Here is a 16644-nt window from a genome sequence, read left to right as displayed (position 1 = left end):
TGCACCAACACCATGGCCTTACACGACAGGAGCACACCAAGACGCACGCGTACGTGGCTCGCGGCCGTCGCCGCCGCGGGCCTGGTCCCCGCCCTGATCGGCGCGACCGGCACCACCGCCCAGGCCGCCCCCGCCGCGGCCCCCCGGCTCGCCGCGGGCGCGACCCTCCCCTTCACCTCCGTCGAGGCGGAGAGCGCCACCGGCAACGGCACGACGATCGGCCCCGACTACACCCAGGGCACCCTCGCCTCGGAGGCCTCGGGCCGCCGGGCGGTACGCCTCTCCGCGGGCCAGAGCGTCGAATTCACCGTCCCCCGGGCGGTGAACGCTCTCAATGTCGCCTACAGCGTCCCGGACGGCCAGTCGGGCTCGATGGCCGTGTACGTCAACGGGCAGAAGCTCGACAGGACGCTGCCCGTCACCTCGAAGTACAGCCATGTCGACACGCCCTGGATCGCGGGCTCCAAGACCCACCACCTCTTCGACAACGCCCGGCTGCGCCTCGGCCGTGACCTCGCCTCCGGCGACAAGGTGAAGCTGGAGGCCACGGGAACCCAGGTCACCGTCGACGTCGCCGACTTCGAGCAGGTGGCGGCGGCCGCGACCAAGCCGGCCGGCGCGGTCTCGGTCACCGACAAGGGCGCCGACCCGACCGGTCAGGGCGATTCGACCCAGGCCTTCCGCGAGGCCATCGCGGCGGCCAGGGGCGGCACGGTCTGGATCCCGCCGGGCGAGTTCAAGCTCGGCCAGTCGCTGAACAACGTCGGCGACGTCACGATCCGCGGAGCGGGCAACTGGCATTCGGTGGTGCGCAGTTCCCGCTTCATCGACCAGTCGTCCGCGCCCGGCGGCAAGGTCGGCCTGCAGGACTTCGCGGTGCTCGGCGAGGTCACCGAGCGGGTCGACGGCAATCCCGACAACTTCGTCAACGGCTCCCTCGGACCGAACTCCAAGGTCTCCGGGATGTGGCTGCAGCACCTCAAGGTCGGCCTCTGGCTGACGGGCAACAACGACAACCTCGTCGTCGAGAACAACCGCATCCTCGACATGACCGCCGACGGCCTCAACCTCAACGGCACGGCCAAGGGAGTCGACGTCCGCAACAACTTCCTGCGCAATACGGGCGACGACGCGCTCGCGATGTGGGCGCTCAACGCCACCAACAGCGACTCGACCTTCGCGGGCAACACCATCTCGCAGCCCAACCTGGCCAACGGCATCGCGATCTACGGCGGCCGGGACATCACCGTCAAGGACAACCTGATCCTCGACACCAACGCGCTGGGCAGCGGAATCGCCATCTCCAACCAGAAGTTCCTCGACCCCTTCTTCCCCTTGGCGGGCACGATCACGGTGTCCGGGAACACGCTCGTGCGCACCGGCGCCATGAACCCCAACTGGCAGCACCCGATGGGCGCCCTGCGGGTCGACGCGTACGACAGCGCCATCGAGGCCACGGTGAACATCACCGGCACGACGATCACCGACAGCCCGTGGAGCGCCTACGAGTTCGTGTCGGGCGGCGGCACCGGCAAGGCGGTGAAGAACGTGACCGTCGACGGCTCCACGGTCGACAAGGTCGGCACCGTCGTCGTCCAGGCGGAGACGCCCGGCGCGGTCAGGATGTCCGGCGTCAAGGCCACCGGCGTCGGCGCGACCGGCGTCTACAACTGCCCCTACCCGGCGGGCTCCGGCACCTTCACGCTCACCGACGGCGGCGGCAACTCCGGCTGGTCCGGCACGTGGGGCGACTGCTCGACGTGGCCGAAGCCCGGCGGCGGCAACCCGGACCCCGACCCGGGCCGCAACCTCGCCCAGGGCCGGCCCGCCACCGCGACCGGTTCGGTCGACGTCTACACGCCCGGCAAGGCGGTCGACGGTGACGCGGGGACGTACTGGGAGTCCACGAACCACGCGTTCCCGCAGTCGATCACGGTCGACCTCGGCAAGGCGGAGGCCGTCCGCAGGCTCGTCCTGAAGCTGCCGCCGTCCGCCGCCTGGGGCGCGCGGAGTCAGACGCTGACCGTGCAGGGCAGCACCGACGGCGGCACCTACCGCACGCTGGCGGACGCGAAGGCGTACCGCTTCGACCCGGCGAGCGGCAACAAGGTGAGCATCGACCTGCCCGCCGCCACCGGCCAGGTCCGTCATCTGCGCCTCCAGGTCACCGCCAACACCGGCTGGCCGGCCGGGCAGTTCAGCGAGATCGAGGCCTACCTCTCCTGAAGTGGCGGGGCCGGCCTCTCCTGACGTGGCGAGGCCGGCCTCTCCCGAGGTGGCGAGACCGGCCTCTCCTCGGACCCGGGGAGCCCGCCGAAGTCCGGGGGGGGTGCCGCGACAGCGGTCCGGATGCTGGACAGCGACCAGGTTTTACCATCCGAACTTGGTCTAGACCTTGACAGGTTCAGACCATTTTCGCTTGAGTCGCGACACCCCCATGGCGGCGTGGCCCCCCTGTCACCGCGCCGCCGCCTAAGGAGAGTTGGCATGATCAGACGCATCACCGGCTTCGCGGCGGCGCTCGCCGCCCTCGGGGCGATGATCGTCCTCGGCCCGGCCGCCACCTCGGCGTCCGCGGCCGAGTGCGCCGCGCCGTGGAACTCCTCGTCCGTCTACACGGGCGGCAAGTCCGCCTCGTACGGCGGCCACAACTGGACCGCCAAGTGGTGGACCCAGAACGAGACCCCGGGCCGCTCGGACGTCTGGGCGGACCAGGGCACCTGCGGCGGCGGGACCGATCCCGGCAACCCCGACCCGTCCGGCTTCGTCGTCAGCGAGGCGCAGTTCAACCAGATGTTCCCGAGCCGGAACTCCTTCTACACGTACAAGGGCCTGACCGACGCCCTCAAGTCCTACCCGGCCTTCGCGAAGACCGGCAGCGACACCGTCAAGCGCCAGGAGGCGGCGGCGTTCCTCGCCAACGTCAGCCACGAGACCGGTGGTCTGGTGCACGTGGTGGAGCAGAACCAGGCGAACTACCCGCACTACTGTGACCGGAACCAGCCCTACGGCTGTCCCGCCGGCCAGGCCGCGTACTACGGCCGCGGGCCGATCCAGCTCAGCTGGAACTTCAACTACAAGGCCGCGGGCGACGCGCTCGGCATCGACCTGCTCAACAACCCCTACCTGGTCGAGCAGAACCCGGCCATCGCCTGGCAGACGGGCCTGTGGTACTGGAACACGCAGAACGGCCCCGGCACCATGACGCCGCACAACGCCATCGTCAACGGCGCCGGGTTCGGCGAGACCATCCGCGCCATCAACGGCACCCTGGAGTGCAACGGCGGCAACCCCGCCCAGGTCCAGAGCCGTATCGACAAGTACAAGGCGTTCACCCAGATCCTGGGCACCACGCCCGGTTCGAACCTGAGCTGCTGACACCCCGGCCGCGCGGCCTTCCCCGCGCGGCCCTGCCCGCCGGGCGGATCCGTGTCCACGGGTCCGCCCGGCTCCACGTCCGGGGATCAGGCCACGGCGAGCAACCGGGCCGCACCGGCCCGGGCCTGCCGGGCCGCTTCCGGGGACCCGGAGATCGCCGCGGTCGTCATGGCTCCCTCGGCGAGCAGGACGAGCGGGCCGACCATCTCCCGGGGCGCCCCCGCGTCCGCCACCAGCGCCGCCAGATAGGCGCCGAAGGCCGCCTTGTGCGCCCGGACGGCGGCGGCGACCCCGGCGTCGACCGCGCCGAGCTCACCGAAGGAGTTGACGAAGGCGCAGCCGCGGAAGTCCGGTTCGGTGAACCACGCGTACAGCCAGTCGTAGACCGCGAGGACGCGCGCCTCGCCGTCGGCCCCGCTGCCGTCCACGAAGGCGGCGAGACGCTCGCGCCAGCGCCGGTCGCGGCGTTCCAGACAGGCCCTGACCAGCTCCGACTTGGACGGGAAGGTGCCGTAGAGCCGCTTGAGCGAGACGCCGGACGCGGCACGGACCTGGTCCATGCCGACGGCCTGGATGCCGCGCTCGTAGAAGAGCGCCTCGGCGGCGTCGAGAAGCCTGGCCTCGGCCTCGGCGTGCTCCATGGTGACTCCTGTCGGGCGCCCGGTCGATCAGGACCGCACACAGCAGAGAACGTACGTTCTCCACACGCTACCGCAGTCCTCGGCCGCCCCGCACCGTTGCGCGAGAACGAGCGTTCTCCTACGGTGGCGTCCGAGCCGAGAACGACCGTTCTCGGGATGGTCGGCACGCCGCGCCCAGGAGACCCCATGACCACCGCACCCCGTCCCCCGCTCCCGCCCTTCACCCGGGAGAGCGCGATCGAGAAGGTCCGCCTGGCCGAGGACGGCTGGAACAGCCGGGACCCCGAGCGGGTGGCCCTCGCCTACAGCGCGGACACCCGCTGGCGCAACCGCGCGGAGTTCGTCACCGGACGTGCGGCCGTCGTCGGCTTCCTGGCCCGCAAGTGGGCCCGCGAGCTCGACTACCGGCTCGTCAAGGAACTGTGGGCCCACGACGGCCACCGCATCGCGGTGCGGTTCGCCTACGAGTGGCACGACGACTCCGGCCACTGGTACCGCTCGTACGGCAACGAGAACTGGGAGTTCGACGACGACGGCCTGATGCGCGTCCGGCACGCCTGCATCAACGACCTGCCCATCGCGGAGTCCGCCCGCCTCCACCACTGGCCGCTCGGCCGCCGCCCCGACGACCACCCCGGCCTCACCGAGCTCGGCCTCTGAGCGCCCCGCATTCCAGGTGTCGCCCCGGCCCGCCCGGGCACCCGGTCGGCGACAGCGGCCGGCTCCCCGCATGCCCCGCGGAGCGGGTCGGCCTACGGTGGAGATCCCGGGGACGCACCGCGCGGGGCCACGGCGCTCCGCGCCCGACCGGAGGCACCACATGACCCTTGCCGCAAGCGGAACCTCGTCACTGTTGCTGATCATCGGCGTGGTGATCGTCGTCGTGCTGCTCTTCCTCTTCTGGTACGGCAGGCGGCAGGTCGCCCGGCGCCCCGCTCCGCCCCAGGAACCCCAGCCGCGCGCCGACTCCTGGGAGGACCCGGACCACCGCCCTCCCGAGTCCCGCTAGGCACGGCATCCGAGGAAGGACACGCATGCCCATCGCCACGGTCGATCCGGCCACCGGTGAGACCATCGAGACCTTCGAGCCGCTCCCGTCCGACCAGGTACGACAGCGCCTCGCGACCGCCGGGGCGGCGCACGAGCGCTACCGCGCCACCGGTTTCGCCGAGCGCGCCCGGCTCCTGAACCGCGCCGCCGACCTGCTGGAGCAGGACACCGCGGACATCGCCCGCACCATGACCACGGAGATGGGCAAGCCCGTGAAGGCGGCCAGGGCCGAGGCCGCGAAGTGCGTCAAGGCCATGCGCTGGTACGCGGAGCGCGCCGAGGGCCTGCTCGCGGACGAGCACCCCGACGCGGCGGACGTCGAGGATTCGGGTGCCTCGCGCGCGGTCGTGCGCTACCGGCCGCTCGGCGTGGTGCTGGCCGTGATGCCGTGGAACTTCCCGCTGTGGCAGGTGATCCGGTTCGCCGCGCCCGCGCTCATGGCGGGCAACGTCGCCCTGCTCAAGCACGCGTCGAACGTCCCGCGGACGGCCCTGTACCTCCAGGACCTCTTCGCCCGCGCGGGCTACCCCGACGGCTGCTTCCAGACGCTCCTGATCGGCTCGGACGCGGTCGAGGACGTCCTGCGCGACCGGCGGGTGGCCGCGGCGACCCTGACCGGCAGCGAGCCCGCCGGGCGCTCGGTCGCCTCCACCGCGGGCGACGAGATCAAGAAGACCGTGCTGGAACTGGGCGGCAGCGACCCCTACCTCGTGCTGGCGAGCGCCGACGTGGAGCGGGCCGCGGCGACCGCGGTGACCGCCCGGGTGCAGAACAACGGCCAGTCCTGCATCGCCGCGAAGCGTTTCCTCGTGCACACCGACGTGTACGACGCCTTCCGGGACCGGTTCGTCGCCGGGATGCGGGAGTTGACGGTCGGCGACCCGATGGACGAGGACACCGACGTAGGCCCCCTCTCGACCGAGCAGGGCCGCGCCGACCTGGAGGAGCTCGTGGAGGACGCGCTGGGCAGGGGCGCCACCGCGCTCTGCGGCGGCACACGCCCCAAGGAGCAGGAACGAGGCTGGTTCTACGCCCCGACCGTCCTCGCGGACATCACCCCGCAGATGCGGATCCACCGCGAGGAGGCCTTCGGCCCGGTGGCCACCCTCTACCGGGTCGCGGACCTCGACGAGGCCCTGGAGATCGCCAACGACACCCCGTTCGGCCTGAGTTCCAACGTGTGGACGCGGGACGACGCCGAGATGACGCGGTGCGTGCGCGACCTGCAGGCGGGCGGCGTGTTCTTCAACGGCATGACCGCCTCGCACCCGGGCCTGCCCTTCGGCGGCGTCAAGCGGTCCGGCTACGGGCGGGAGCTCTCGGGGCACGGCATCCGCGAGTTCTGCAACGCCACGACGGTCTGGTACGGGGCCGGGGGCTGACGGTCCCGCGCCGCGGTCACCGCACCCCGCTGGTCACCCCGCCGGCACCGGGCCCGTCGGTCACGCCGTCAGGACCGAGTCGTCCTCGGTCCTGGCGCCGGGCAGCCGGTAGCCGGCCGCGATGACGGCGGCGTCGATGTCACTGGTGCCGGTGGCCACGCACAGGCCGTACACGACGTTCTCGTACTCCTGCCGGCTCTCCGCGCCGCCCTGGTCGGCGCGGAGCACGGCCAGGGCCTTGTAGCGCTGCAGCAGGTCTTCCAGCACGGCGGGGTGGGCCAGCAGCACGGTGAGCTCCCTCAAGGGTCGGATGCGGTGGTCACTCGCGTCCCGTCTGCCCCCGTGCCGCGCCTCCAATCAGGCGCGTGCGTGGCCTCGCGGCCTGCGCTTGTCGGCCGGCCGCCGCGTGGGCAGACGTGTGCTGTGGACGCATCGAGCCGCAGGTCCGAGGACGTGCCCGCGCCGGCTGCCCGGAACGACGGCCGCCGCGAGACGGAGACCGAGCGCGCCGACCGCCGCTGGAACGAGCTCATCCAGGAAGTCCAGGGTGGCGCAGACCGGCGTGCAGATCCTCTTCGGTTTCCTCCTGACGGTCGTCTTCGCCCGGCCTGCGGCTTGATCCTGCGTCCGGCCACGATGCGGTGGAAGGACACCGGTGCGATCAGGGCGCCGGTCGCCGTCGAGCCGAGGACCACCGTGACGACGTAGATCGTCCGGTCCGTGCCGCCCAGATCCGTGAAGCGCGGGTCGCCTGGTACCTCGTGTGCTGGTTCGCGCTGCCCGCGTGGGCGCGCCACCGGCGCACGACGGCGGACTGAAGCGGTCAGCCGTCCTCGGGCGGCGCCCCGCGGTCGGCTCCGGTCAGGCGCAGGTGCACCTCGACCTCCTGGTCGCCGGACGCGGTGCCCGCGCCCGAGACGACGAACGCCGACTCCAGTACCGCACGCACGTGGTTCACCTGGACCGGGCCGCCCTGCAGGTCCGCGGTGACCGGGCCCGCGAGCAGGACGCCGGGAACGGACTGCGGGCGGTGATCGGCGAGGAAGGCACCGGTCCAGACCGCGGGGCTGTCCTCGTCGGTCTGACGGGGCGCGTCGGATCCGCGGTCGGACGGGAAGTGGGCGCGCAGGACGCCGAAGACGGTGTCCGCGTCGGCGGCCGAGCACTCTCCGAGGACCACGTGCACGAGGTCGGGGGACGAGGGGTGCGGGGCGTGGGAGTCCGGCTCCTGTGTGTCGTTCACGCGCGTGCCGTTCCTTTCATGTTCTTCGCTGATGCGTTCGCTTGTCCGCTTGTTCGCGGTGGCGGCGTTCTGCTTCCCCGTGCGGGCCGCTCTCACGCGGTGGCCGGGTCAGAGATCGCGCAGGGCGGGCAGGAGCTTCTTCTCCGCCCACTCGATGAAGGGGCGCTGCTGCTCGCCGCCCACCTGGACGAGGGCGATCTCCGTGAAGCCCGCCTCGGCATAGGGGCGTACGGCCTCCACGAAGTCGTCGACGTCGTCGCCGCACGGGATCTGCTCGGCCATGTCCTGCGGGGTGACGTACTGGGTGGCTCCGGCGAACGCGGCGGGGCCCGGCAGCTCCGCGTTGACCGGCCAGCCGCCCACCGACCAGCGGAACTGGTCGTGGGCGCGGGCGACCGCCGCGTCCTTGTCCGGGTCGTAGCAGACCGGCAGCTGGCCGACACGGGGCTTGCCGCGGCCGCCGTGCCGTTCGAAGGACGCGATCAGGTCGCTCTTGGGCTCGGTCGCGATGACGAGGTCGGCGAGCCGTCCGGCCACGCCGCAGGACCGCTCGCCGGAGACCGCGATGCCGATGGGCGGCAGTTCGTCGGGCAGGTCCCAGAGCCGGGCGTTCGCCACGTCGAAGTGCGTGCCCTCATGGTTGACGTTCTCGCCGGTGAACAGCGCGCGGATGATCCCCACGGCCTCCTCCAGCATGTCGAGCCGGACCCGCGCGGACGGCCAGCCGCCGCCGACGACGTGCTCGTTGAGGTTCTCCCCCGAGCCGAGCCCCAGCCGGAAGCGCCCTTCGGAGAGCTGCTGCATCGTCGCGGCCTTCTGCGCCACCACAGCCGGGTGGTAGCGGGTCGTCGGGCACGTCACGTACGTCATGAGCGGGATCCGCGACGTGGCCTGCGCCGCCGCGCCGAGCACACTCCAGGCGTACGGGGAATGGCCCTGGGAGTCGAGCCACGGAAAATAGTGGTCGGAGGTGACGGAGAAGTCGAACCCCGCCCGCTCCGCCGCGACGAGGTCGTCGACGAGCGCCCGCGGCCCGGCCTGCTCCGTCATCATCGTGTAGCCGATTTGCACCATAAATCATCGGTTTGCCGAACTGCTGTTCCTGAAACATTCCCGGTACACCGGGGCGCGGCACGGCTGCGGACGGAGCACCGGGGTATCGGGGAACCACCATCGTGCCGGGGGACCCCGGTCACGGACAGAGAGGCGGCTTCTTTGCGCACCGTAGGAGTGGAGGAGGAACTCCTCCTGGTCGACCGCGAGAGCGGCGAGCCACGGGCCCTGTCCTCGGCGGTCCTGGCCCGGGCTGCCAGGGAGACCGCGGAGAACCCGGCGGCCGAGCGGCACGCCGACGACTACCGCGAGCCGGCGGACGAGACCTTCGAGAAGGAACTCCACGGCCAGCAGCTCGAATTCGCCACGCAGCCGCGGGAGAGCATGGACAGCCTCACCGAGGAGGTCGTGCGCTGGCGCGCGGACGCGGCGCGGCACGCCGGTGACGTGGGCGCCGCCGTCGCCGCCCTCGCCACCTCTCCCCTGCCGGTGAGCCCGGCGGTCAACACGGGCAGCCGCTACCAGTGGATGGAGGAGCAGTTCGGACTGACCACGCAGGAGCAGCTGACCTGCGGCTGCCATGTGCACGTGTCGGTGGAGTCGGACGAGGAGGGCGTGGCGGTCCTCGACCGGATGCGGCCGTGGCTGCCGGTCCTGGTCGCGCTGAGCGCCAACTCGCCGTTCTGGCAGGGCAGCGACAGTCTCTACAGCAGCTACCGCAGCCGGGTGTGGGGCCGCTGGCCGATGGCGGGCCCCACCGAGATCTTCGGCTCCGCCGCACGGTACGAGGAGCAGGTCGACGCCCTGGTGGCCACCGGGGTGCTGCGCGACCGGGGGATGATCTACTTCGACGCCCGGCTCTCCCACCGCTACCCGACCGTCGAGATCCGGGTGGCGGACGTCTGCCTGGAGGCCGCGTCGACGGTGCTGGTCGCGGCCCTCGCCCGGGGACTCGTGGAGACGGCCGCGCGCGAGTGGCGGGCGGGCGTGGCGCCGCCGGAGCACGGCATCGGGCTGCTGCGGTTCGCCTCGTGGCGGGCCGCCCGCTCCGGCCTGGAGGACTGCCTGCTGCACCCGGTCACGATGCGCCCGGAGCCCAGCCACGAGGTGCTGGGCGCGCTGCTCGACCACGTGCGGGACGCACTGGAGGACAGCGGCGACCTCGCGTTGGTGCAGGGCGGCGTGAAGGACCTGCTGAAGCACGGCAACGGCGCCGAGGTGCAGCGGGACCTGCTGCGCCGCACCGGGAGCCTGCGCGAGGTCGTCGCGGAGTGCGTGCGCCGCACGCAGGCGGTGTGAGCCCTCCGGGGGATCCGGCGCCCGGGACACCTCATGACGGCGCGGGCACGGCCTCGGGGTGGGGGTAGGGGCTGAGCATGGTGTCGAAGTAGCCCTCGGGAGAGTCCTCCAGGAACGTCGGCAGGTTGTCCAGGAAGGCCCGCAGCGGCGGCGTCGCGTTGTGCCGGTCCAGGTCTTCCTGGGAGCGCCAGACCTCGTACAGGAAGAAGCGGCCGTCCTCGTGTTCGTGGAGGTGGTACTGCAGATTGCCGGGCTCGCGCCGGGTGGGCCCGACCAGGGAGGAGAGGATGCGCCGGACCTCGTCCGCCTGCTCAGGCCTGGGGCGGAGGAATCCGTAGAGGGCGATGGGGTGCACCGTGTTCGTCATGGCCCCACGCTAAGATCTCACATCCATGTGAGGTTCAAGAGGATGTGAGGGGCGCCACATGAAGATCGGCGAGCTCGCCGCCGCGACCGGCACCTCCGTCCGGCTGCTGCGCTACTACGAGGAGCAGGGCCTGATGGTGTCCAGCCGTCTGGAGAGCGGCCACCGCCGGTACGCCGACGACGCCCCGGCCGCCGTACTCCGCATCCGGGCCCTGCTGGACGCCGGTCTCCCCACGCGGGTCATCCGCGACCTGCTGCCGTGCGTCCTGCGGGACGGCACGGTCGCCGCCTGTCGGCTGGAGACCCTCCAGGCGCATCTCCGGGGTCTGGACGACCGGATCTCCGCGCTGTCGGAGACCCGCACGTCCCTGGCCGGGCTGATCTCCGCGACGGAGGCCCACGCACTCGCCTGAGGCCGCGCATCGGCCGGCGCCTGCCGTGCTCCGTCGTGCCCGGTCAGGGGCGCGTCGGCGCGTCCGTGTCGGGAGCGCCTGCCTCGCAGGCCAGGCGCGTGGTGGGGTAGATGCGGAGGATGCGGTCCGCGCCCGTGACCTCGAGCAGGCGCAGCACCTGCGGCTGCGGGGCGGCGATGCGCAGGGTGGTGGCCCGGTGGGCGACGAGGAGCACGTTCAGTGTGGAGGAGTCGGCGAAGGTCACGTCGCCGAGGTCCAGGACGAGAACCGGGTGGACCACGGAGGCCGTCTCCACGACCTGGCGCAGCGGGGGCAGCGACCCCAGGTCGAGTTCGCCCCGCACGACGACGACCCAGCTTCCCCCGCTGGCGTACTGGTCGGCGACGGGCGTAGGACGGTCGGCACTGTCGGGCATGGCGATTCTCCTGGTGTGCGAGGTCTTGGCACGCGCACATTGTCGCGCCCTTCGGCCTCCGGCAGGCTCGAACGGCGAGGTCTCCGTCGTCCGGGCTACGCCGCGCCTTCCGCGCGGCCGCGTGCCAGGAGGAGGACGGCCGGTACGGGGATCAGGAGGGCCAGGGCCGCCCAGGGGAAGGACGTGGGGCCGAAGGCGCCGAGCAGTGCTCCGCCCACGGCGCCGCCACCGGCGATGGCCGAGTTGCAGACGGTGACGAAGAGGGCCTGCCCCCGGTGGCCCCCGGCATCGGTGACGGCGGTCTGCAGGAGGGTGGCGCTGCCGCCCCACCCCAGCCCCCACAGGGTGACCGCCGCGTACACCGCGGCCGGGCTGTCCGCCAGGACGGCCAGCAGACCGGACGCGGCGAGGAACAGCACCGTGGCACCGATGGTCAGGGACCGCAGGTGCCGGTCGACGGCCGCACCGGTGACGACGACGCTCACCACCGACGCCGCGCCGAAGACCAGCAGGACCGTCTGACGGGCCCCGCCCATGGCGTGCGCGTCCAGGAACGTCGCGATGTAGGTGTAGAGGATGTTGTGGGCCAGGACGAAGGCGGCGGTCACCGTCAGGACGGCCAGGACGCCGGGCAGGCGAAGGGCTTGGAGGACGGGCTCCCGACGCCCCGCCGGATGCCCCGGGGCGTCGGGGACGGCGCGCCTGATCCACCCGAGGAGCACCAGCGCCACCACGGTCACCAGGAGGAAGGTGGGACGCCAGCCGAGGGCGGACCCCGCCAGCGTGCCCAGGGGGATGCCGAGGGACAGGGCGAGGGGGATACCGGCCAGCGCGATCGCGATCGCCCTGCCCCGCAGGCGCGGCGGGGCGAGCCGTCGCGCGCAGCCGACCAGTTCGCCCCAGACGGCGGCGGCCGCGACGCCGGCGATCAGCCGGACCGTGAGCGTCAGCGGGTAGCTGGCCGACAGGGCCGTGACCGTGTTGGCGGCGGCGAACACCGCCACGGCCGTCAGCAGCAGCGGCTTGCGCCGCCAGGCGGCGGTCGCCTTGGCCAGGGGGACCGCCGCGATGCCGGTGGCGATCGCGTAGACGGTCAGGGCCTGGCCCATCGCGGGTTGGCCGACGGAGAGGTCGTGCGCCATCTCGGGCAGCACACCGGCGGGCAGCGCCTCGGTGAGCAGCGTGAGGAAGGCGGCCATGGCGAGGGCCAGCAAGGGCGAGAGGGGCAGCTTCGCGAGGGGGGCCGGGGCCACCCCGTCGACGGCCGGCCGCGGGGAGCGGGTGGGCATGCGTGCGCGTCCGATATCTGTGAGCAGGGCTGTTCCCGGTCGGCCGCAGGGCCCGGCCGGGCTGTTCGCAGGTGCGTCGCGGCGGACCCGAGAGCCGTGGCCCCGGTCCGCGGGGCGGAGGGAAGCGTCAGGTGCTCAGTGCCGCGCGCGGGACGGCAGCCATCGCATCCCGTTCACCTGGCCGCGCTCGGCGCCGATCGCGTAGCGCACCCGGCGCCCGTGCACACGTCGCGCGGGTGCCCGGCAGCCGCGGGGGCGGCACCCTCGGGCGAGGCGGACGTCGATCGGCATGGCACCAGCGTAGCCCGCTCGCGCGCGACGGGACGACGAGCGCCGGTCCGAGACGAACGAGGGGCGCCGGTCCGAGGCGTCAGCAGGCGTACTGGTTGCGCGTCACGCGGTGAGCGGCCTCGCGGCCCTGGAGATACGCGTCGACGAGCTCGGCGGGCACCGGGGTCGCGCGGGTGTAGCAGTACTCGACGACGCCCAGGGCGAAAGCCTCCTTGGGGGTACGGGGAGCGTGGATGTCCTCCCAGTCCCCCCAGTCCGCCCAGGGCCAGAGGCCTCCGATCCGGTACCGACCGTGCGCATCAGGCGCAAAGCGCGCCGGCGCGTATTGCATCTGGTCCTCAGCGGAACGCGTGACGCAGAGAATGTCGTCCTGCCAGGTGGCGGTGAAACCGTGCAGGTCATTGTTCAGGTCCTCCGCGAGTTGGAGGACGGTGGCGTGATCCAGCGCCACGGAGTCGAATGCCCCGATCTCCGTCGTGGCCGCTCCGGGATAAGGCCCATGGCCCGTTCCGGCGATGGTGTACAGGCCGACGACTTCTTGGGCGTTCATCGCCTCACCCCTTGAAGAAACGGACATCGTTGCTGGTGGCCAGCTCTTCTTGCCCCACTTCGGCCCCCGCCGGGAGCCAGGGGTGTGAACGAATTGTGCCCTGCCGTGGTCGTCTGCGGTACCGCCGGGTTTCGGCAGGGCGACGTATCAGCCAGGTGCGCCCATTCACCGAAAACACCGAAAACGCCACCCCTGCAAAGTGCGAACGCGCGTACGGAAACATTCCGCACATGTCGCACCTGCGGTTCCGCGCCGGTAATTGTCAAGGGTTTCGGGACCATGCGTTTTGCACGGTCGGGACGTGACATCTGCTACTGCCCTGCCGTGACCGTGCCGTGACAGGGTCGTCTCGCCACCGACCGAGGGAGCGGGATGAACGAGGGGTACGCGGTCTTCTGCGATGCCGACCGTCAGTTCTACGACGCGCCCTACCGGGTCGCCGAGGACGGACACGGCGGCAGGGGCCTCTATGCGCCGCTGCGGCAGCCGCTCCCCGAAGGATGGCAGCAGCGTCGCGTCGGGGACTGGATGGCGTTCACGCCGGCCTACGTCGCCCTCCCCTCACAGGGGTGGAAGATCCACATATCCGCCACGCTCGACAACGCGGAGAGCATCCTGGCCCGCGTGTGGGACTACTGCGTACCCCGCTCGATCGCCTTCAAGTGCATGCCGAACCGGTATCTGCTGCACACCCGCAACGCCAAGTACGGCGACCGGGGCAGCAGCGGGAAGTTCATCACGATCTACCCGGCCGACGACGAGCAGTGCCGGACCGTCAGCGAGTCCCTCGACCGGCTGCTCGGCGGGGAGCCGGGCCCGTACATCCTCACCGACCTGCGCTACGGGTCGGGACCGGTGTACCTGCGCTACGGGAGCTTCACGGTCCGCAACTGCTACGACGAAGAGGGGCAGTTGCGTCCCGCGATCGAGGACGCGAACGGCCGGCTGGTGCCCGACCGGCGCGACCCGACCTTCTACATACCGCCGTGGCTGACCCTGCCGGACTTCCTCGAACCGCACCTGGCGGCACGGTCCGACCAGACCGTGGCCGAGATACCGTACCGGTTCGACCGGGCCCTGCACTTCTCCAACGGGGGCGGGGTCTACCTGGCCACCGACACCCGGACCGACGAGAAGGTCGTGATCAAGGAGGGCCGCCCGCACGCCGGGCTGGCCGCCGACGGGGCGGACGCGGTCACCCGCCTGGAGCGGGAGCGGGACGCGCTGGTGCGCCTGTCCGGGCTGAGCTGTACGCCCGAGGTGCACGACTGGTTCGCGGTCGACGACCACCGGTTCCTGGTCCTCGAATTCGTCGAGGGGCGGCCCCTGAACCGCTTCTTCGCCCACCGCCACCCCCTGATCGAGCCCGACCCGACCCCGCAGGTCCTCGCCGACTACACCGACTGGGCGATACGGGTGCACGGGCTGGTGGCCGAGGCGGTCGCCGACATCCACGCACGCGGCGTCGTCTTCAACGACCTGCACCTCTTCAACATCATGCTGTCCGAGGACGAGGCGTCGGTCGTCCTCCTCGACTTCGAAGCCGCCTCCGTCGACGACGCCACGAGCCGCCAGGTGGTCGCCAACCCCGGGTTCGTCGCCCCGCCCGAACGCCGCGGCCCCGACGTCGACACCTATGCGCTCGCCTGCTTACGCATCGCGCTGTTCCTCCCGCTCACCAGCCTCTTCACCGTCGACCGGGCCAAGGCGGCGCACCTGGCGGAGATCGCCGCCGCGCAGTTCCCGGTACCCCGCGCCTTCCTCGACGAGGCGGTCGAGGAGATCACCCGCGGGTACACCGCACCGCACCGTCCGACGACGCCCGGCTCCTTCGCGACCGGGGACGACGGCTACCTCCCGGTCCGGCTCGGCGACTGGCCGCGCAGCCGCGATTCGATGGCCGCCGCCCTCCTGGCCTCCGCCACCCCGCACCGCGAGGACCGCTGTTTCCCCGGCGACATAGCCCAGTTCACCGTCGAAGGCGGCGGCTCCTGCTTCGCCTACGGGGCGGCGGGCGTGCTGTACAGCCTGGCCGAGACGGGGGCGGCCCCGGTTCCCGAGGCCGAGGAATGGCTGCTGCGGGCCACCAAGACACCGGCGTCCGGCACCCCGTTGGGCTTCTACGACGGGCTGAGCGGCATCGCCTGGGTCCTGGAACGCCTCGGGCACCGCGCACGCGCCCTGGACCTCGTCGACCTCCTCGTCCGGCAGGACTGGGACACCATCGGCCCCGACCTGCACGGCGGGCTCGCCGGGATCGGCCTCGCCCTGGACTCCCTCGCCACCTCGACGGGCGAGAGGGACCTGCACGAGCGGGCCCTGCGCTGCGCGCAACTCGCCGCCGACGCAGGCAAACCCGCACCGTCGGGAGCCCCCCGGGCGACCGCCCGCGCCGGCCTCCTGCACGGAGCCAGCGGCACCGCCCTGCTCTACATCCGCCTGTACGAGAGCACCAAGGACGCCACGCTGCTCGACCTGGCGGCGGACGCGCTGCGCCGCGACCTCGCCCGCTGCAAGCGTGCCGTGGGCGGAGCCCTGCAGGTCGACGAGGGCCGCCGCACGCTGCCCTACCTCGGCGCGGGCAGCGTGGGGATCGGCATGGTCCTCGACGACTACCTGGCGCTGCGCGACGACGAGCAGTTCGAGCAGGCCAGGGTCGGGATCGTGGAGGCCGCACAGGCGAAGTTCTACGCCCAGCCCAATCTCTTCCGCGGCGCCGCGGGCATGGTCATGCACCTGGCCCGCACCACGACCGGCGGCCCCGGAACCCACACCGCTGACCTCGACCGCCAGATCGAGTCCCTCTCCTGGGGCGCCGTCCCCTACCAGGGACACCTCGCCTTCGCGGGCGAGCAGATGATGCGGTTGTCGATGGACCTGAGCTCCGGCACCGCCGGATGTCTCCTCGCACTGGGCAGCGCCCTGCACGGCACCCCCGTGCACCTGCCCTTCCTGCCGCCCTTGGCGCGGCCCCAGAACCGGCCTCCATTCTCGGAGACCGAAGCAAAACCCCGTTCCCACAAGTGAAAGGAAATCACATGGTTCTCCTGGACCTGCAGCTGCTCGAGACCCCCGAGGCCGAGGACATGGGCGAGCTGGGTACCGGTGGCGGCGGTGGCGGCGGCAGCCGCGCCAGCCTCCTTCTCTGCGGTGACAGCAGCCTGAGCGTCACCACCTGTAACTGACCCCACCAGGTCGGACAGGAACTCGCTGCGTCACTGACGCGGCTGCGGCGCCCCGGGCGAGCACCATGCCCGGGGCGCCGCACCATCCG

18 protein-coding genes and 2 pseudogenes are annotated in these 16644 nt (G+C 72.0%); 10 read left to right on the top strand and 10 right to left on the bottom strand.

All coding sequences use genetic code 11. The features are described 5' to 3' along the window. Positions 1 to 12 precede the first annotated feature (12 nt). Positions 13 to 2226, top strand: a complete 2214-nt coding sequence (locus ACFYXE_RS08565; RefSeq protein ID WP_389310343.1) for a discoidin domain-containing protein — start codon at positions 13 to 15, stop codon at positions 2224 to 2226. A 261-nt stretch (positions 2227 to 2487) separates the two neighbouring features. Then, on the top strand, positions 2488 to 3378 hold the full coding sequence (locus ACFYXE_RS08560) for a glycoside hydrolase family 19 protein (protein WP_361167201.1): 891 nt from the start codon (positions 2488 to 2490) through the stop codon (positions 3376 to 3378). A gap of 86 nt (positions 3379 to 3464) precedes the next feature. Here the strand turns inward: ACFYXE_RS08560 and ACFYXE_RS08555 are convergent, their stop codons facing one another. Further along, complete coding sequence (locus ACFYXE_RS08555; protein WP_389310341.1) at positions 3465 to 4019, bottom strand: TetR/AcrR family transcriptional regulator; 555 nt, start codon at positions 4017 to 4019, stop codon at positions 3465 to 3467. Between the two features lie 186 nt (positions 4020 to 4205). On the opposite strand from ACFYXE_RS08555, the gene ACFYXE_RS08550 reads away from it, so the two are divergent. The 3 genes from ACFYXE_RS08550 (at position 4206) to ACFYXE_RS08540 (ending at position 6451) form a co-directional block, all read left to right on the top strand. Further along, on the top strand, positions 4206 to 4679 hold the full coding sequence (locus tag ACFYXE_RS08550; RefSeq protein WP_361167195.1) for a nuclear transport factor 2 family protein: 474 nt from the start codon (positions 4206 to 4208) through the stop codon (positions 4677 to 4679). A 160-nt stretch (positions 4680 to 4839) separates the two neighbouring features. Further along, entirely contained in the window at positions 4840 to 5028 is a 189-nt protein-coding gene (locus tag ACFYXE_RS08545) for a DUF6479 family protein (RefSeq protein WP_361167192.1), read from the top strand. A gap of 25 nt (positions 5029 to 5053) precedes the next feature. Continuing rightward, the gene (locus ACFYXE_RS08540) at positions 5054 to 6451 is read left to right on the top strand and encodes an NADP-dependent succinic semialdehyde dehydrogenase (protein ID WP_389310338.1); all 1398 of its coding nucleotides are present in this window, start codon (positions 5054 to 5056) and stop codon (positions 6449 to 6451) included. A gap of 60 nt (positions 6452 to 6511) precedes the next feature. Here ACFYXE_RS08540 and ACFYXE_RS08535 read toward each other — a convergent pair whose 3' ends face one another. Continuing rightward, on the bottom strand, positions 6512 to 6739 hold the full coding sequence (locus tag ACFYXE_RS08535) for a DUF5133 domain-containing protein (protein ID WP_389310336.1): 228 nt from the start codon (positions 6737 to 6739) through the stop codon (positions 6512 to 6514). 165 nt (positions 6740 to 6904) lie between these two features. On the opposite strand from ACFYXE_RS08535, the pseudogene ACFYXE_RS08530 reads away from it, so the two are divergent. Then, positions 6905 to 7056, top strand: a pseudogene (locus ACFYXE_RS08530) (DUF6328 family protein); the annotation flags it as partial. On the opposite strand, the pseudogene ACFYXE_RS08525 reads toward ACFYXE_RS08530, so the two are convergent. From ACFYXE_RS08525 to ACFYXE_RS08515, 3 genes and pseudogenes are all read right to left on the bottom strand, one after another. After that, positions 7057 to 7191 (bottom strand): annotated as a pseudogene (locus ACFYXE_RS08525) (DUF6328 family protein); the annotation flags it as partial. Between the two features lie 83 nt (positions 7192 to 7274). Further along, the gene (locus tag ACFYXE_RS08520; protein ID WP_361167179.1) at positions 7275 to 7694 is read right to left on the bottom strand and encodes a hypothetical protein; all 420 of its coding nucleotides are present in this window, start codon (positions 7692 to 7694) and stop codon (positions 7275 to 7277) included. Between the two features lie 108 nt (positions 7695 to 7802). Then, positions 7803 to 8768, bottom strand: a complete 966-nt coding sequence (locus tag ACFYXE_RS08515) for an LLM class F420-dependent oxidoreductase (RefSeq protein WP_361167176.1) — start codon at positions 8766 to 8768, stop codon at positions 7803 to 7805. A 141-nt stretch (positions 8769 to 8909) separates the two neighbouring features. Here ACFYXE_RS08515 and ACFYXE_RS08510 point away from each other — a divergent pair, with 141 nt between their 5' ends. Continuing rightward, a complete protein-coding gene (locus ACFYXE_RS08510; RefSeq protein ID WP_389310333.1) occupies positions 8910 to 10046 on the top strand; it encodes a glutamate--cysteine ligase in 1137 nt (378 codons plus the stop codon). 31 nt (positions 10047 to 10077) lie between these two features. Here ACFYXE_RS08510 and ACFYXE_RS08505 read toward each other — a convergent pair whose 3' ends face one another. Next, positions 10078 to 10413: a putative quinol monooxygenase gene (locus ACFYXE_RS08505; protein ID WP_389310331.1), complete on the bottom strand. Its 336-nt coding sequence runs from the start codon at positions 10411 to 10413 to the stop codon at positions 10078 to 10080. Between the two features lie 58 nt (positions 10414 to 10471). Here ACFYXE_RS08505 and ACFYXE_RS08500 point away from each other — a divergent pair, with 58 nt between their 5' ends. Further along, entirely contained in the window at positions 10472 to 10825 is a 354-nt protein-coding gene (locus ACFYXE_RS08500; RefSeq protein WP_389310329.1) for a MerR family transcriptional regulator, read from the top strand. A 43-nt stretch (positions 10826 to 10868) separates the two neighbouring features. Here ACFYXE_RS08500 and ACFYXE_RS08495 read toward each other — a convergent pair whose 3' ends face one another. The 4 genes from ACFYXE_RS08495 to ACFYXE_RS08480 form a co-directional block, all read right to left on the bottom strand. Beyond that, positions 10869 to 11240, bottom strand: coding sequence for an STAS domain-containing protein (locus tag ACFYXE_RS08495; protein WP_389310327.1), 372 nt, complete (start codon positions 11238 to 11240; stop codon positions 10869 to 10871). A gap of 95 nt (positions 11241 to 11335) precedes the next feature. Then, entirely contained in the window at positions 11336 to 12529 is a 1194-nt protein-coding gene (locus tag ACFYXE_RS08490; RefSeq protein ID WP_389310325.1) for an MFS transporter, read from the bottom strand. 135 nt (positions 12530 to 12664) lie between these two features. Continuing rightward, positions 12665 to 12820, bottom strand: coding sequence for a tryptophan biosynthesis modulator TrpM (gene trpM / locus ACFYXE_RS08485; protein WP_389310323.1), 156 nt, complete (start codon positions 12818 to 12820; stop codon positions 12665 to 12667). A gap of 79 nt (positions 12821 to 12899) precedes the next feature. After that, on the bottom strand, positions 12900 to 13370 hold the full coding sequence (locus ACFYXE_RS08480; RefSeq protein ID WP_361167167.1) for a hypothetical protein: 471 nt from the start codon (positions 13368 to 13370) through the stop codon (positions 12900 to 12902). 372 nt (positions 13371 to 13742) lie between these two features. Here ACFYXE_RS08480 and lanKC point away from each other — a divergent pair, with 372 nt between their 5' ends. Together lanKC and ACFYXE_RS08470 are read left to right on the top strand one after the other, a co-directional pair. Continuing rightward, a complete protein-coding gene (lanKC, locus tag ACFYXE_RS08475) occupies positions 13743 to 16397 on the top strand; it encodes a class III lanthionine synthetase LanKC (RefSeq protein ID WP_389310320.1) in 2655 nt (884 codons plus the stop codon). Between the two features lie 11 nt (positions 16398 to 16408). Further along, the gene (locus ACFYXE_RS08470; protein ID WP_361167161.1) at positions 16409 to 16555 is read left to right on the top strand and encodes a SapB/AmfS family lanthipeptide; all 147 of its coding nucleotides are present in this window, start codon (positions 16409 to 16411) and stop codon (positions 16553 to 16555) included. The last annotated feature ends 89 nt before the right edge of the window (positions 16556 to 16644 follow it).

Source organism: Streptomyces sp. NPDC002564 (assembly GCF_042889645.1).
GTDB lineage: Bacteria > Actinomycetota > Actinomycetes > Streptomycetales > Streptomycetaceae > Streptomyces.
The sequence above is the reverse complement of the archived record's forward strand: the minus strand, read 5'-3'. Positions and strand labels throughout refer to the sequence as shown.

Coding starts and splice junctions, on each gene's coding strand:
- ACFYXE_RS08565 (WP_389310343.1), top strand. CDS start 13: ATGGCCTTACACGACAGGAGCACACCAAGACGCACGCGTACGTGGCTC.
- ACFYXE_RS08560 (WP_361167201.1), top strand. CDS start 2,488: ATGATCAGACGCATCACCGGCTTCGCGGCGGCGCTCGCCGCCCTCGGG.
- ACFYXE_RS08555 (WP_389310341.1), bottom strand. CDS start 4,019: ATGGAGCACGCCGAGGCCGAGGCCAGGCTTCTCGACGCCGCCGAGGCG.
- ACFYXE_RS08550 (WP_361167195.1), top strand. CDS start 4,206: ATGACCACCGCACCCCGTCCCCCGCTCCCGCCCTTCACCCGGGAGAGC.
- ACFYXE_RS08545 (WP_361167192.1), top strand. CDS start 4,840: ATGACCCTTGCCGCAAGCGGAACCTCGTCACTGTTGCTGATCATCGGC.
- ACFYXE_RS08540 (WP_389310338.1), top strand. CDS start 5,054: ATGCCCATCGCCACGGTCGATCCGGCCACCGGTGAGACCATCGAGACC.
- ACFYXE_RS08515 (WP_361167176.1), bottom strand. CDS start 8,768: ATGGTGCAAATCGGCTACACGATGATGACGGAGCAGGCCGGGCCGCGG.
- ACFYXE_RS08505 (WP_389310331.1), bottom strand. CDS start 10,413: ATGACGAACACGGTGCACCCCATCGCCCTCTACGGATTCCTCCGCCCC.
- ACFYXE_RS08500 (WP_389310329.1), top strand. CDS start 10,472: ATGAAGATCGGCGAGCTCGCCGCCGCGACCGGCACCTCCGTCCGGCTG.
- ACFYXE_RS08495 (WP_389310327.1), bottom strand. CDS start 11,240: ATGCCCGACAGTGCCGACCGTCCTACGCCCGTCGCCGACCAGTACGCC.
- ACFYXE_RS08490 (WP_389310325.1), bottom strand. CDS start 12,529: ATGCCCACCCGCTCCCCGCGGCCGGCCGTCGACGGGGTGGCCCCGGCC.
- trpM (WP_389310323.1), bottom strand. CDS start 12,820: ATGCCGATCGACGTCCGCCTCGCCCGAGGGTGCCGCCCCCGCGGCTGC.
- ACFYXE_RS08480 (WP_361167167.1), bottom strand. CDS start 13,370: ATGAACGCCCAAGAAGTCGTCGGCCTGTACACCATCGCCGGAACGGGC.
- lanKC (WP_389310320.1), top strand. CDS start 13,743: ATGAACGAGGGGTACGCGGTCTTCTGCGATGCCGACCGTCAGTTCTAC.
- ACFYXE_RS08470 (WP_361167161.1), top strand. CDS start 16,409: ATGGTTCTCCTGGACCTGCAGCTGCTCGAGACCCCCGAGGCCGAGGAC.